Here is a 15,536-nt window from a genome sequence, read left to right on the forward strand (position 1 = left end):
TGATATCGAAGTCCTCTCGCATCAGCGCGCGGCGCAGATCGCCGTCGCTTAAGATATCCTCAAGCGCACCCTTTTCGTTCACTAACAAAACGGTGCCGAGCTTTCCGTGAGTCATAACGTCGATAGCTTGTTTTAGGCTGGCGTTACGGCTTGCGACCGGTAAATTTTTGCTTTGCATCACGTCTTTTACTTTGACGAAAAGCCGTTTACCGAGGCTGCCGCCTGGGTGAAAATTTGCAAAATCCTCCTTGCCGAATCTGCGCTGCCTCATCAAACAGATCGCTAACGCGTCGCCTAAGCCGAGCGTTAGCGTCGTAGAAACCGTCGGCGCAGCACCTAGCGGGCAGGCCTCTTTGACGATGCTAAGGCTTATGAACTCGTCGCAAACCTTACCGAGCGAGCTATTTTTATCGCGCGCCATCGCGATGATCTTTACGCCGAAGCGTTTGAGGTGAGGTAGGATCCTAACCAGCTCCTCGCTCTCGCCGCTAAAGCTGATCGCAAGCACCATGTCGTCCTTACCGATCATGCCCAGATCGCCGTGCAGCGCCTCGGTAGGGTGGACGAAAAACGACGGCGTGCCGGTACTGGCAAGCGTCGCGGCGATCTTAACGCCTATGTGACCGCTCTTGCCCACGCCGGTGACGATTACTTTGCCTTTGCAAGCCAGGATCAAGTTTACGGCTCGCTCAATTTCGTCGCCGATAAGCTCCGCATGCCGCAAAAGCTCCGCTCCTTCGAGCCTCAGCACCTCTCGTGCCGTATTTAAAATTTCACTCATTAAACCTTCTTTTTAAAATTTGCTTTCATTTTGCGCCTCTTTGCACCACGCTTAAATTTACGCTAGCTAAAATTTCACGCCTTCGAAATTTAAGCCACAAAATTCTAATCTACAAAATCGCACGCCGCTCTGCCTGCTTGCCGCGAGCTTACTGGGCGCTCTTTAAATTTCGCTTTACGCCAAATTTTGCGCTCAAATTTTACTAGCCACTTTAAATTCAGCGTCGCAAAACTCGCCCTCATCGTAAAATTTCACGCCCGAAAACTCGACCGCGCCATAAAATTTCACTCGTCCGCCGTAGATCAAATCCGCCCCGCTCGCTAAATTTAGCCACGCTTACATCAAATAGATTACCGGCACGATGGTCGGATATTTTTTGATCTTTCTAAAGATGTGCTTGCGCACGGCCTGGCGGATCTTGCCCTCCAGCGCCCAGTGATCGAGTAGAATTTCATCTTTTAAATTTGCCAAAAACTGCTCGATGATGCCCTGCATCTCTTTGGTAAAGTGCGCCGTTTGATTTTCGGCGACGAGCCCGTAAGTGATGACGCGCGTCTGAATAAGCCTCTTTTCGTTTTTGTCGATCTGCGCGATGATGACCGCGACGCCCGCATCGGCTAAATTTTGACGGTGCTTGACTATCTCGTCGGATATCTGCTTGTTGATCTGATTATCGATAAAGACTTTGCCCGTCTTGACGGTCTTGACGCGCTTTAGATATTTTTCGCAAACCTCCATCTGATCGCCGTCGTTCATCAGATAGATATTTTTCTCCTCGATGCCACACTCCATCGCGGTTTCTTTGTGCTTTACGATGTGGTTGTACTCGCCGTGCACGGGTAGGAAAAATTTCGGCTTTATCAGGCGCAGCATGAGTTTTTGCTCCTCGATCGAGGCGTGCCCGCTTACGTGTATCTCGCTGAAGTCCTGATACGCGACCTTTGCGCCGCTTTTTAGCAGGTAATTAAGTACGGTCGAGACGCTGCTTTCGTTGCCGGGGATCGCTTTGGCGCTGATGATTACCTGATCGGTGGATTTGATTTTAATGTATTTGTGCTCGTCCGTCGCCATGCGGTACAGCGCACTCATCGTCTCGCCCTGCGAGCCGGTAGTAACGATTAAAACCTCATTATCGGGGTATTTGGAGACCTGATCGGCATCGACGAAGATTTTTTTGTCTAAATTTACATAGCCGAGCTCCATCGCGGTAAATAAATTTCGTTCCATGCTTCGTCCGATGACGCAGACCTTGCGGCCGTATTTTACGCCGCGCTCGATAGCCTGATAGACGCGGTGGATGTTTGAGCTGAAGGTGCTCATTATCACGCGCCCCTTACAGCTTGAAAATATCGTATCAAAGGTCTTGCCTACCGAGCTTTCGGACTTTGTGATCCCCTCTTTGTGCGAGTTTGTGCTATCGCTCATCAAAAGCATAACTCCGCGATCGCCGTAATACGCCAGGCGGTTCAGATCGGTCGGATAGCCGTCGATCGGCGTGTGGTCGATCTTAAAATCGCCCGTATGGATGATCGTACCCGCCTTCGTCGTGATCGCAAGCGCGCTCGCATCGATAATCGAGTGCGTTATGTGGATAAACTCGACTTCAAAATCGCCGATCTGATAGAGCTGACGCTTCTGCACGGGGCGGAAGTAGCTGCGCTCGGCTTTAAGGCCGTGCTCTTCAAATTTATTGCTTATCATCCCCAAGGGAAGCGGCGTAGCGTAGATCGGAAATTGAAATTCTTTGAAAAAATATGGCATCGCTCCGATATGATCCTCGTGTGCGTGGGTGATGAGGATGCCTTTGATCTTATTTTTTATCTTGCGGATATAATCAAAATCGGGGATCAAAATATCCACGCCGAGCATGCTCTCCTCCGGAAAGCTCATACCCACGTCGACGATGATCGCGCTCGTATTGGTCTCAAAAACGGTCATATTCGCGCCGATCTCGCCCAGTCCGCCAAGCGGCGTGATACGCACCGTCTCATCGCTGCTGTTAGCGTCTTTAAGCGGGTGCAGGCGCTCCTCGTGGATCAGCTTATTTTCCGCGATCGCCTCTTCCATCGCCTTTTGCCACGGCTCGTTGCCGGTGAGGCTCTTTGGCATATTTGAGCGCTTTTTGTGCTTTTTCTTTTTCTGCGCGTCCATGGAGCTTGCATCGTCTGCGACACTAGAATTTGCGCCTTTTGCGTTATTGCCGCCTGGTTTTGCGCGGCCGTCGCGGCTTAAATTTGAACCGCTCGCGCCGTTTTCGTTATTTTTTGGATATGCGCCGCCGAAATGCGCACCATTCGCGCCGTCCGTGTCGCCGCGGTACGAACCGCTCGTAGAATTTGATCCGTTGCGAGAGCCGTTTTTTGAACCCTTTGAATGAGCGGAATTTTGCTCGTTTTTCTTGCCTTTATTTTTGCGAGAGCCGTTTTCGTGCTCGCCGCCGAATTTCGCGCCGCCCGCAGAGCCTTCGCTTGCGATAGATTTTTTTAGATTTTCCTTGCGTTTTTTGTAGCGATTGCTTTTTTTGAGTCGTTCGACGCCGTTTTCATTTCTGTTTTCTTCCATCTTTTACCTTTAAATTTTTAAAAATTTCTAAAAAAAGGGTGGAATTTAACTCGTGCGCCCGAACCGTGGGCGGAATTTTCAAATTTAAAAAGATCTCTTCGGCTAAGCCTCTATCAAATTTTACACTTAAATTTTTAATAAGCGTCTTTCGCGGCGCGCTGAAAGATACGCGCAAAAAGCTTTTAAATTTCTCGTATTCATCGAGACTTTGGAAACGGGCGCAACTTTTTGCGCCGAAACTCTCCGCGCTTTCCTCAGCACCAGGCTTGAAATTTTTGCCCTTTACGAGCCTGATCACCGACGAAGTTACCTTCGGCGCGGGCTCGAAACAGTCGGGCTCGACGTCGAATAGAAGCTCGCAGCCGCCTGCAAGATCGGCTAGGATCGAAAGAGCGCTAAAATCGCTCTGCCCGGCTTTGGCGCAGAATTTTAAAGCGACCTCCTTTTGGATCATCACCAAAAATCCGCCGCATAGCTCATCGTCGATCGCCTGCAAAATCATCTTCGTAGCGACGTAGTAGGGCAAATTTGCGACCAAAAAATATTCGCCGCAGCCAAGACCCCGCTGCTGCCAAATCCGCAAAGCATCGCCCAAAACGAGCTCAAGCTCGCTGCTAGCGATCTGCTGTGCAAATTTAGCGCTTAAAATTTGATATAAATCTTCATCTATCTCGAAACTTTTTAATCTGTAAAATTCCAAAAGCTTACGAGTTAAATCACCTAAGCCAGCCCCGATCTCAACGACATTCTGTACATTCTCGGGAATCGCTTGGATGATCTTGCTTAAAACGGCTTCGTCTTTTAAAAAATTTTGCCCGAACTCTTTTTTCGCCCTAATCATCGCGAGAGTCTAGCCAAATTTTACTTATAAAGTCATTATGTTAAGTAAAATTTGGCTAAAATCATAAAAAATTTTATTCTAAAGGGCTGCTTTGAATAGATTTGCAAAACGCATAATCCCATGCCTAGACGTCAAAGACGGACGCGTGGTAAAGGGCGTAAATTTCGTAGGTCTAGTGGACGCGGGCGATCCGGTCGAGATAGCCAAACGCTACAACGAGGAGGGCGCGGACGAGCTGTGTTTCCTCGATATCACGGCGTCGCACCTTGAGCGCGATACGATCGTGGATGTCGTGGAGCGGGTCGCGCGCGAGCTTTTTATCCCGCTAACAGTAGGCGGCGGTATCCGTACGATCGACGATATCTCGCGTCTGCTAAACGTCGGATGCGACAAGATCAGTCTCAACTCCGCCGCGATAAAAAATCCAAATTTGATAGACGAAGCGGCAAATAAATTTGGCTCGCAGTGCGTCGTGGTCGCGATCGACGCAAAACGAAATTCTAGTGAAATTTCGCGCGGTAATTTATATGGCGCGGCGAGGAATTTAAACGGAAATTTACACGGCGACATGCGAAATCCAGACACAAATTTAGGCAGTGAGACTCGAAATTTTGGCAAAATTTTACGCGCTCCGCAGGATGAAATTTTAACTGGGAACGGCGAGTCTTGCGGCTATAGCGTGTTTATAAACGGCGGCAGGCTAGATACCGGCAGAGATGCGCTTGCTTGGGCAAAAGAGGCGCAGGAGCGCGGTGCGGGCGAAATTTTACTCACGTCGATGGACTGTGACGGCGTTAAAAACGGATTTGAGTTAAATTTAACGCGGATTTTTAGCGAGCTTGATATACCCGTGATCGCAAGCGGTGGCGCAGGCAAAATGGAGCACTTCAAAGACGCATTTTTAGCGGGCGCAGACGCATGCTTAGCGGCGTCGATTTTTCACTTCAGAGAGATCGAAATTAAGGCGCTAAAAGAATATTTAAGGCGGCAAGGCATCAAGGTGAGGTTGTAGAATTCCAGCCAAATTTAAATTATATAGCCGAAATTTAGCTGCCGAAGCGGCTAAATAGTTAAATTTTATTTTAAAATTTCATACATATTGCAAGCCCTTTGCCAAAACTCCTTAGCTTCAGAATGATTTTGCACGCCGTAATCATATCTGCCTATATCGCATGTTTTTTTATAATATATCATGGCTTTTTGCTTATCGCCGTAGTTTTCATTATACAAGGCGAAGTTATAGCAAGCAGAAAAAACGTTATCGGCATCACAAATTTTTCTATATACTGCAGCGGCTTTTACTTTATCTTGTTTTACGCCAATCCCATATTCATACGCATAAGCAAGCCCAAAGCAATCGCCGTCATTTTTTTATATTCATTGCATGCTTTTGTATATAGTTCCATCGCTTTTTTGTAGTTTTGTTTCGTTCCGCGTCCATTTTCATACATGAGTCCCAACTGAAAGCAACTACTAAATTTCTCCTTACTATCTTCTTTTGCTTCGCATGCTTTTTTAAAGAATTTTAGGGCCTTATCATAATTCAATTTTACTCCCTCTGCACCGTAGTGATATATTAATCCAGCACCATAGCATTCATTTGTTGTGCCGATACTTGTGCATTTTTTTTCGAGTTCTGTAGCAAAATTATAATCGGTATCTGCAAACACTAAAGACACAAAAGCGACTAAACTTAAAATAATTTTTTTCATTTTTTCTCCTTTAAAAATTTAAATTTCATAGTAATAAAATATAGTATGTTTGTGCTTTTGCTCATTTTTAATTTCTTGCTCTTGTTTTTCTCTTTCTTCTCTTTTATTGGTTACAAAAAATATACAAGAAATGCCAAAAATAGAGATAGCGCTTAAAACGATCAATACCAAAGAACTCAAAGTATTGGCACCAATCCCATTTATAAATAACGTAGTCAAAGCACTCGATAATATTCCCGTAAAGAACGACAACACAAATTTTTCATATTTATCCATACGCTCTCCTTATTTAAATTTTAGTCTCAATAATACCCCTCCCCCCCTGAGAATTTGCTTAAATTTATTTTTAATTTATTCGCTATTTTACCGCGCCGAATTTTAAAATTTAGCCTTAAATTTATTGATATTTGGCTATGATTAGATAAAAATAACAAAGGTGCGATACGCAAATGATAATCTCGGCGGGACGAAACGAAGTATTTCCATTCGCGCTACCTATGGGCGTGGGGCTAATCGATATGAGCATAAATCTGACGGCATTTTTGCAAAAGCGCGCTATGGCAGGCTTTTACGCTAAATATGAGCGCGATTTTGCGGATGAGCGGGCGGCGGATTTAGCGGCTCTGGCGCCTTTTGCGACGCACTCGCAAGCGGACAATGAGCTAAATTTAGCAAATCCGTCCGCCTCGAGAAAGGCGAATTTATCTCAAAATCCCGATAAAATTTTAAATGCATTGCCGAGCGAGATCATTTTCGTGGGTTCTGCAGGGCTATATAAAGAGGGTGAAATTCTAAAAATTTATGAAAGCAGATCGGCTGTAAACTGCGAGATATCGGCGCTTTATGAACTTTCATACTCTCCAATTAACTATGAAATTATAGCTAGGGATTCTGCCGATGTTTCATATGAAACAATAACCAATAGCTCAAATTTTATCACGACCGATAAAAAATCTGCGTTAAAATTCTTTGAGCGAGGTTATTTTTTAGAAAATATGGAATTTTTTGCGGTTCTCAAGGTAGCACAAAAATTTCAAATCCCCGCTTACGGAATTTTTTGTGCGACGAATTTTTGTGATTCAAACGCTCACGCAGATTTTTTAAAAAACCACGCCGCCGCAAAAGAAAATTTAACTAAATATCTAAAAACCAAGGCATTAATTTGAAAAATATCTTTGATTTTACGATGAAAGAGCTTGAAAATTTCATTGAACCAAAATTTAGAGCCAAGCAAATTTACGAATGGATTTACAAAAAGAACGTGGATGACTTTGCACAAATGCTAAATCTACCAAAAGAGATCCGTCAAAGTTTAGCTCAAAATTTTTATTTAGATCCGCTTGAATGCGTCAGATCTGAAACAAGTAGCGATGGCAGTATCAAATACCTTTTCGCTCTCAAAGACGGCAAGACGATAGAAAGTGTCTTATTGCCGATGAAGGATGAGCTGCGAGACGAAAACGAAAAAATCATAAGACACGCGCGCTACTCAATCTGCGTAAGTTCGCAAGTGGGTTGCAAAATTGGCTGCAGCTTTTGCCTGACAGCAAAAGGTGGCTTCGTACGAAATTTAACTCCAGGCGAGATCGTGGCTCAAATTTGGCTCATCAAAAAAATGAACGCGATCCCTTACGAGCGCCGCGTCAATGTCGTATATATGGGGATGGGCGAACCGCTCAATAACCTAGACAACGTTACCAAAGCCGTGCAAATTTTAAAAGAAAACGACGGACTCGCCATAGCGCCACGTCGCCAAACGATAAGTACGAGCGGACTTTCTACGCAGATAAAAAAGCTTGGCGAAATGGATCTTGGCGTGCTACTCGCGATCTCGCTGCACGCAGTGGATGACAAACTGCGTGAAAAACTAATGCCGATAAATCGCGCCTACAATATCGCATCGATCATGCAGGCGGTGCGCGAGTTCCCAATTGATCTGCGAAAGCGCGTGATGTTTGAATACCTAATGATTGATGGCGTAAACGACCGCTCAAGCGATGCCAAAACGCTAGTGAAGCTTCTGCATGGCATCCGCGCAAAAGTAAATCTGATCTATTTTAATCCGCACGAAGGCTCGAGCTTTGGCAGACCAAGCCCTGAAAATATGGTGAAATTCCAAGACTATCTCTGCGCGCACGGCATTACTTGCACGATCCGTCAGAGCAAGGGGCTAGATATCAGTGCGGCGTGCGGACAGCTTAAACAAAGAAACGAGCAAGATAAAATTTTAGATCAAAATGGCGTCAATATGGATAAAATTTTAAAAAGATAGAAAAAAATCGGCTAATATTTCCAGATCACAAAGCAAATCGGCAAAAAATTTATAAAGGAGTAGCAATGGACGCGCAAAAAATAGTGGATGAGATCGGCATCTTCTTAGACAGATCGCTGCTTAAAAAATCCTAGATTACAAAGGCGGAGATTATCCGCTTTATCGAGGCAAAATTGGTGGAGACGGACGATGAGAAAAACCGCGTCTATGCCTCATACATCTACGCGGCGCGCATGGTGAATGAGTACAAATGGGCGGGCGACGCCTCAAATATGCTGTGCTGGCTAAACGAGATGGACAAGCACGCCAGAAGTAATGAAAATCCGCCCTGTGTGAGCGATTATTACAAGGGCGAATGCTGCTTGGAGTGCGGCGCAGAGCAGGAGGCGCTTAAATTTTTGCGCAAAAGCTACGAAGCGAATGAGGAGTACCTTTTCACCCGCAGCCCAAAGGCCGCGGAGTTTTTTAATGCACGTCTTGCGGAGCCTAAAATTTTTCCTAAATTTGAAGATGAGGAATACGAGGACTTTGGTTTCCCACTGCGGCTGGAGTATTTCGGTAAAGCTTTAGAGCAAGAAGGCGAGTTTCACTGCGCGTTTTTAGATGAAGACGGCGAAGAGACGGACGAGCCAAGCCGCATGCACTCAAACGCAATCGAGTTTTTAAAGCAAAATCAGGAAGAAATTTTAACGGGCATCTTAGCTGAAATTTTAAAAAACTACCCAAAATGGCAGGAGATCTACGACTATCCGAGTGGGACGAAAAGCGATTTCATGCCGGGCATCAGCACGCCGCAGGAGCTTAGCGAACTATTGGAGCTGCAAAATATCTATATCCTAGACAGTGCGAAAATCGGCTTTGAGTTTAGCTGCTCATGGGACATGGAGCACGATTTGGACATTATGACGCGTAAAGGCGAGGTCATTAATATCGGCGAAGCAGAAGTAGCGTTTATGGCTATTTGAATTTAGTTTAAAATTGTTTATTTGAAACTTCGCGTAAGTTGCGAAATTATGACGATTATAGAGCATAAATACGCATTTAGCTACATGCTTTATGGCAATCGGATCCGCGTTTATATAAATTTAGCCGCGTGCGATAGCAGCCAAAAATTATTTTCCTAAATTCTAATTTTATTAGAAGAGATTTTAAAGCAGAATTTTTCAAAGTTCTAAAAGGCCACTGAATAAAATCAAGAATTTAAACCAAAATAAAAGACTTATCAGAATGATTAGGTTAACGCGCCGCATAAAAAGAAATTTGTCCTAGCACTATGGATTGCAGCAAAGCAAGTAATTGCTAAAATTTTAAAATTTTATGGCATATCGTAAGGCGTAAAAAACTAATAAAATTTAAAAGCAAAACGTGCTTACAATAAATGTACGTCTAGGCATCTTATCATCGTAGTAGAATTTGTCACCTCACCTCCGCCTTAGCGAATATAATTAGATTTGACTTATTTGATTTATGACGCACGCCATATTCAACCTTTTAGTAAATCTCATTAAAAGCTACGCGAAAATTCCAAGAAATTTTGTACACGCCAAGCTTTTAAATACGCGCACAAAATAAATTCTTAATCTTAAAAATTTATCTGATCCGCTAAAGCATCCAGATTTTATTGAGTTGCTTAAATTTTACCGATTTTTGCGAGATTATAAAACTCTCTTGCGGCGTCAAATTTGCTTTTTATCTCGTATCGTTCGCCGCCTAGTTCGAAGCAAATTGCATTCGCGTGCAGTAGTAATCTCAGCGCTCCCGTCGTCTTGACCCGCTCCGTCTCATCCATCTTTTTATCCAATATCCGCTCCGCTTGCTCTCGCGAAAGCCCATACAGCGGCTCTCCCAGTATCAGCGCGCCCGCGGCAAATAGATGCAGCCTGATCTGATGCTGCCTACCCGTCAGCGGATAGCACTCAATAAGACTAGCGTCCATGTCCGAGAGATATCGCAGCGGGCGGATCAGCGTGATCGCCTCTTTTCCGTCGCGCGATATTTTCATACGAATTTTAAGATCGGCGAACTCGCCGCTAGGAGCGATCGGAGCATCAATCACAAACCCCTCAAAATCCTTTAAAAATTTCAGTTTCTCTCTAAATTTTGCGTATTTTGCAGGCTCAAATTTTTTAAAATTTACACAGCCTGTAGAAGTAGCCGGCATAGATTTAGCCGCAGATAAGGTGCAAGGTTTATGTCCGTTATCCGCGCTACTCATCGCGATAGCGGGTTTAAGCTTATCACTCACGCCGCAGGATAAGTCATCAAATTCAAATCTGCTGCCAACATCGCCAATAGGAGCGCCAGATTTAAATTTAGCCTGCGCGCCGCCAGATAGAGTGCTGCGCCATAATCCCCTACTCGCACCATTAGATAAGATATTAAATCCAAATTTATTGCCTACTCCTTTTAGAGCTAGTGTATCGCGCAGATCCGACACGCTACTTGGTAAACTCACAGCATCGCCCGCAAATTTTGATCCGCAAATTTTATCAAAGCCTAGAGCATAGCAATCCTCTATTTCGCCATTGCAAGCGGCACCTTGCAAATCCCCTCGCAAGCCCTCTCTCAAATCCCCTCGCACGAGCGCTAGATAGCTTTTCATCACCCTACGCTGTTCGAAGCACTCTTTAAGCTCGCGTGCCGCGTCTTTATCCTTAGCGACGATAAGAATTCCGCTGGTTTCTAAATCAAGCCTATGCGCCACGCACGCGTCCTGCCCGTATAGCGACCAGATCTCGTCATACATATTATAAGGCGAGTTGCGCCCGCTTGGATGGCTTAAAATTCCACTCGGCTTGTCAAATGCCGCAAACGCATCGCACTCAAAGATCGGCTTCAGTCCGCGCGGCTCGCATTTGTAATCGATCAAAAAAATTTCTCCGTGCGCGACGGAGCTTTTATGTAAATTTTGATCCTCTGCATCGGTTACGCGGTGCTTGTCACAGATGCGCTGCGCGGATTTCATATCGTATCCGAGGCTAAGCAGAATTTCGTAAATTTTGCGCCCCTCAAAGCTTCCCAGGCTTCTTTTCTCATAACCCATATTAAACTTTCAGCCCTATTTTTATATAATTTTTGCCATCATTATACAAGAAATTCTAACCGAAAGGCTACTAAAATGGTCGAAAGATACGCAAGAAAAGAGATGTCTGAAAAATGGAGCTTGCAAGCCAAATACGACGCGTGGCTAAAAGTCGAGCTCGCGGCGGTTAAAGCGTGGAATAAGCTAGGTCTAATAAGTGACTGCGATAAAGATAAAATTCTACAAAACGCAAGCTTTAGGATCGAGCGGATAGATGAGATCGAAAAGACGACCAAACACGACGTCATCGCGTTTCTAACGAGCGTGAGTGAGAGCCTTGGGCAGGAGAGCCGCTTCGTGCATTACGGAATGACTAGTAGTGACTGCATCGATACCGCCGTCGCGCTACAAATTAAAGAAAGCATGGAGCTCATCATTGAGGATGTGCAAAATTTAAAAGCCGCGATAAAATCTCAAGCCATGAAGCACAAAATGACGCTGATGGTCGGGCGCAGCCACGGTATCCACGGCGAGCCGATCACTTTTGGGCTCGTGCTTGCGGTCTGGTATGATGAGATAAATCGCGCGCTAGAGCTTTTGCAACAAGCAAAAAGCGTCATCAGCTACGGCAAAATAAGTGGTGCGATGGGGAATTTTGCCCACGCCCCACTAGAGCTGGAAGAGCTAGTGTGCGAATATCTGGGGCTAAAGCCCGCTCCCGCGTCCAATCAAGTCATCCAGCGCGATCGCTACGCACAGGTAATGAGCGCACTTGCGATCCTAGCTTCCAGCTGCGAAAAGATCGCTATCGCAATCCGTCACTATCAACGCACAGAGGTTTATGAGGCAGAGGAATTTTTTAGCCCAGGTCAAAAGGGCAGCTCTGCGATGCCGCACAAACGAAATCCTGTGCTTAGCGAAAACGTAACGGGACTATGCCGTATGATCCGCAGCTTCGCAATACCCGCGATGGAGGACGTAGCACTATGGCACGAACGCGATATCAGCCATAGCTCGGTCGAGCGATTTATCCTCCCTGATGGCTTTATAACTGCTGATTTTATGCTAAATCGCTTGACGAGCTTGATCGAAAAACTGCTCGTATATCCCGAAAATATGATGAGAAATCTAAATTTAACCGGTGGGCTCGTATTTTCGCAGCGCGTGCTGCTAGAGCTGCCTAAACGAGGAGTTAGCAGAGAGGATGCTTATAAAATCGTGCAGCGTAATGCGATGAAGGTCTGGGCGGATCTGCAAGAGGGCAAAAAAGCTATAGATGAGCAAGGGCATAGCCTATTTTTGCAAAATCTGCTAGCAGATACAAAGCTACGAGAAAAGCTAAGCGAAAGCGAGATCAAAGAGTGCTTCGACTACGGATATTACACCAAAAATGTGGACGCGATTTTCGCTAGGGTTTTTGGCAAATAGCAGGCACGGCGGCTTACTATTTTAAAGCTCCGAACGGGCCTACAAAATATAGCGAAGCGGCTAGAAATTTATGTTTGCGCCGAAGTATTTTAAAAACCGCGATTGAAATTTTAAAATTTTGATAAAGATAAAATTTTAGTAAAAGCGTAGCGCTTGTGGATAAATCTGGCATCTAAATCCGCAAGAACAAGCGCCACTACTTTTACCGTGAATTTATAAAGGTAAAATTCTACGCTTGCGACTAACATTAAAATCGTAAAAATTTAATGCTTTAAAACGGTAAAATTCCAAAATTCTTAGACGCAGTAGTTTTAGAATTTTACCGCAAAATTTAAGTGCTAATCCCGAAGATGTAAATGCGAGATTTCCATAAAGCAAACAGGACCAATTCGCCTCTAAATCAACTGCCATTAAAGCGCAATCCTTTTACGTGCTCACTTAAGATTTCACATCTGGTAACCAACAAAGTTTTAAGGATTTTATGACATTTCTGCGCTAGGCCAAGCTATGGGTCGCAAGATATCCGAAGCAATTATAAAACAAATTTAAAGTGGCAAATGGAGACATTGATAAAATTCCGCTTTTCAACTTGAAATTATAACGATTCTTAGAAAAAAGCGGATTGAGTAAAATTTCATAAATTCCATCAATTTAAGCGCTTAACAGATAGCACTAAAAATAGGAAATTAAGCTTGCGTAATGATATTTTTAAAAATTTTAAATTTTATATGCGTAAGCAGGTAAAATTTGATGTCTAGTACCGGCAGCACCCTTGATTATCATATAATTGCATCTGAATTGCTCACAAATTTCGGATTAAACAATTCTGCCTGCAATTTGACATCTAATAATTATTTGGAATTTAAAATGGATGGAGCGGGAGTTCGTTCGCCCCATCCTGCGCTAGTACGTTAGAATTTTTAAAATTTAAAGTTATACCCTAGATAGAGCCCATGGTTGGTCTCATATACCTTGTCTACGCCTTCTCCAAGCTTACTAGCCTTGTATCTAGTGTAGTCCGCCTTGTAGCCGAACTCGATCTCGTTATGCTCGTCAAAGCTATATAGCCCGCCCAGTCTTGCGCCGATTACCCAGCCAGGCAGAGTCTTTGAGAGCGAATCGCTACTTCCGTCAGATTCGTCATATGAATAAATTTTATATTTCAAAAATGAAACTCCTGTATATGCGCCCGCTACGAGTTTAAAGCCGTTTGTAATCTCAGGCGTAAAATCCCCGCCTACGAGCAAGCTATGCTTATTCCACTCGTGTTTAAATATGATGTCCTCCTCGTCAGTGCCAGTTTTCGAAGCTTTGAAATCATACAAGTACTCGCCGTACGCCCTAGCTATACCAAAATCATAGCCGCCTTTAAAGCCGAGCGCAGCCTGCCCCTTATTATCTTTATTCGTGCCAGAATCGTCCTCGTCAGACCATTTAGTAGTGATGCTGGATTTAAAAGAATAATCTCCCTCGATACCTAAAAATATCCCCTCGCCAAAGCTTGAACTCACGCATACCGCAGCGGCAAACGCCGCGATTAAAATTTTGTTTTTCACATTTTCTCCTTATAATTTATAATTTCGGGCTTTCCGCCGCCGCCGCTTTGCCATTTTACCGCTTGCTATCTTTGAGCGTCTTCCGCCAAGCTCGCTTACAAGCGCATTTAAAATTTGCCGATTATAATATCCTTTTTTTGAAATTTCGATGAATTTCGCGACAAGACTTGGAATTTTATCTCACTCGCCTTGGATAAAATTTTATCTCGTTTGCTAAGGACAGAATTCTATCTCGCTTGCCTGGATGAAATTCGACGAAATTCTACACCGCCTCCCTTGGGCAGTTAGCAAATTTAATGTCGGGTGTCATTAAAAATAATCTGTGATGAAATTTAAAGCGCTTACTTAGTTGTTCGTTTTTATGTATAATTTAAAATTTACACACGAGATAAGTGCCGTGTTACCGATAGTAACTGCACTTTTAAAAATTTAAGACGATTTGATTTGGAATTTATAAAATTCCCGCCTCATTTTTGTATCATAAGCCAAATCCAAAAAAGGAGTATCTATGGAAGAACACAAAGTGGAGTTACGCAACTCCCGCTTACAAGGACCACTGGACTCAGACGTAGACGAGCTGGGCTTAGACAGGCTCACCGACACCGTGCCGTTTCCTAAGCGCGGCGTCATCATTATGGCGATTGCTGCTGCAGTGGGCTTTGCGCTATATGCCGCGTTACCATTTGAGCCTAATGTCAAAAAAGGCCTTGCGTTACTTGCTTTTATCGCGATTATGTGGCTTACAGAGGCCGTGCATATCACGGTAACCGCGCTTATGGTGCCGGTGCTTGCGGTAGCCATCGGGCTTGGCAAATTCGCTAAAGATGGCACTTTCACGGCTGCCACCATCAAAAGCACGCTTGCAAATTTTGCAAACCCTACGATCTTTACCTTTTTCGGCGGTTTTGCTCTGGCAACGGCTCTGCATATGCAAAAGCTCGATAAAAAGATCGCGATGTGGCTAATCGCCCGCGCAGGCGGTCGCTTGGGTGTAGCTGCGATTTTAATCTGCCTTGCTACGGCGATCCTTTCGATGTGGGTTTCAAATACCGCAACTGCTGCGATGATGCTTCCGATCGCGCTTGGAATTTGCGCCAATATGGACGAGAGCAAAGATCGCGGCACGCTCGTGTTTTTGCTTTTAGGCATCGCGTATTCTGCAAGCATCGGAGGTTTGGGCACGCTCGTGGGCTCGCCGCCAAATTTAATCGTGGCTCAAGCCTTGCACTACAGCTTCGCGGACTGGATGAAGGTAGGTTTGCCGCTAATGTGCGTGATGCTGCCAATAATGCTTGTGGTGCTTTATATAATTTTCAAGCCGAATTTAAGCCATAAAATAGAGATGGATCTGGAGCATATCCC

13 protein-coding genes are annotated in these 15,536 nt (G+C 44.6%); 6 read left to right on the top strand and 7 right to left on the bottom strand.

Annotated features, from left to right (window positions below; translation table 11 throughout):
• From Q0117_RS06400 to rsmA, 3 genes are all read right to left on the bottom strand, one after another.
• Positions 1-781: KpsF/GutQ family sugar-phosphate isomerase (locus Q0117_RS06400; protein WP_297923850.1), on the bottom strand; the 781-nt coding region annotated here is incomplete at its 3' end.
• A gap of 336 nt (positions 782-1,117) precedes the next feature.
• Positions 1,118-3,343, bottom strand: a complete 2,226-nt coding sequence (locus Q0117_RS06405; RefSeq protein WP_297923853.1) for an RNase J family beta-CASP ribonuclease — start codon at positions 3,341-3,343, stop codon at positions 1,118-1,120.
• Complete coding sequence (gene rsmA / locus Q0117_RS06410; RefSeq protein WP_297923855.1) at positions 3,324-4,184, bottom strand: 16S rRNA (adenine(1518)-N(6)/adenine(1519)-N(6))-dimethyltransferase RsmA; 861 nt, start codon at positions 4,182-4,184, stop codon at positions 3,324-3,326. Before rsmA ends, Q0117_RS06405 begins: the two co-directional genes overlap by 20 nt.
• Positions 4,185-4,275: 91 nt before the next feature.
• On the opposite strand from rsmA, the gene hisF reads away from it, so the two are divergent.
• Positions 4,276-5,196, top strand: a complete 921-nt coding sequence (gene hisF / locus Q0117_RS06415) for an imidazole glycerol phosphate synthase subunit HisF (RefSeq protein ID WP_297923857.1) — start codon at positions 4,276-4,278, stop codon at positions 5,194-5,196.
• A 301-nt stretch (positions 5,197-5,497) separates the two neighbouring features.
• Here hisF and Q0117_RS06420 read toward each other — a convergent pair whose 3' ends face one another.
• Positions 5,498-5,896, bottom strand: coding sequence for a hypothetical protein (locus Q0117_RS06420; RefSeq protein ID WP_297923859.1), 399 nt, complete (start codon positions 5,894-5,896; stop codon positions 5,498-5,500).
• Between the two features lie 18 nt (positions 5,897-5,914).
• Positions 5,915-6,172, bottom strand: coding sequence for a hypothetical protein (locus Q0117_RS06425; protein WP_297879771.1), 258 nt, complete (start codon positions 6,170-6,172; stop codon positions 5,915-5,917).
• A gap of 173 nt (positions 6,173-6,345) precedes the next feature.
• Here Q0117_RS06425 and Q0117_RS06430 point away from each other — a divergent pair, with 173 nt between their 5' ends.
• The 3 genes from Q0117_RS06430 (at position 6,346) to Q0117_RS06440 (ending at position 9,133) form a co-directional block, all read left to right on the top strand.
• Positions 6,346-7,062: a purine-nucleoside phosphorylase gene (locus tag Q0117_RS06430; protein ID WP_297923861.1), complete on the top strand. Its 717-nt coding sequence runs from the start codon at positions 6,346-6,348 to the stop codon at positions 7,060-7,062.
• Positions 7,059-8,168: a 23S rRNA (adenine(2503)-C(2))-methyltransferase RlmN gene (gene rlmN, locus Q0117_RS06435; protein ID WP_297923863.1), complete on the top strand. Its 1,110-nt coding sequence runs from the start codon at positions 7,059-7,061 to the stop codon at positions 8,166-8,168. Before Q0117_RS06430 ends, rlmN begins: the two co-directional genes overlap by 4 nt.
• A 176-nt stretch (positions 8,169-8,344) precedes the next feature.
• Entirely contained in the window at positions 8,345-9,133 is a 789-nt protein-coding gene (locus Q0117_RS06440; protein ID WP_297923865.1) for a hypothetical protein, read from the top strand.
• A 665-nt stretch (positions 9,134-9,798) separates the two neighbouring features.
• Here the strand turns inward: Q0117_RS06440 and Q0117_RS06445 are convergent.
• Positions 9,799-11,211 carry a pseudouridine synthase gene (locus tag Q0117_RS06445; protein ID WP_297923867.1) on the bottom strand — a complete coding sequence of 471 codons (1,413 nt, stop codon included), beginning with the start codon at positions 11,209-11,211 and terminating at the stop codon, positions 9,799-9,801.
• Between the two features lie 75 nt (positions 11,212-11,286).
• Here Q0117_RS06445 and purB point away from each other — a divergent pair, with 75 nt between their 5' ends.
• Entirely contained in the window at positions 11,287-12,618 is a 1,332-nt protein-coding gene (gene purB, locus Q0117_RS06450) for an adenylosuccinate lyase (RefSeq protein WP_297923869.1), read from the top strand.
• A gap of 920 nt (positions 12,619-13,538) precedes the next feature.
• Here purB and Q0117_RS06455 read toward each other — a convergent pair.
• The gene (locus Q0117_RS06455; protein WP_297923871.1) at positions 13,539-14,174 is read right to left on the bottom strand and encodes a hypothetical protein; all 636 of its coding nucleotides are present in this window, start codon (positions 14,172-14,174) and stop codon (positions 13,539-13,541) included.
• 508 nt (positions 14,175-14,682) lie between these two features.
• On the opposite strand from Q0117_RS06455, the gene Q0117_RS06460 reads away from it, so the two are divergent.
• A partial coding sequence (locus tag Q0117_RS06460) for a DASS family sodium-coupled anion symporter (protein ID WP_297923873.1) occupies positions 14,683-15,536 on the top strand: 854 nt, incomplete at its 3' end.

This window comes from uncultured Campylobacter sp. (assembly GCF_937997535.1).
In the GTDB taxonomy this organism is placed as follows: Bacteria; Campylobacterota; Campylobacteria; order Campylobacterales; family Campylobacteraceae; genus Campylobacter_B.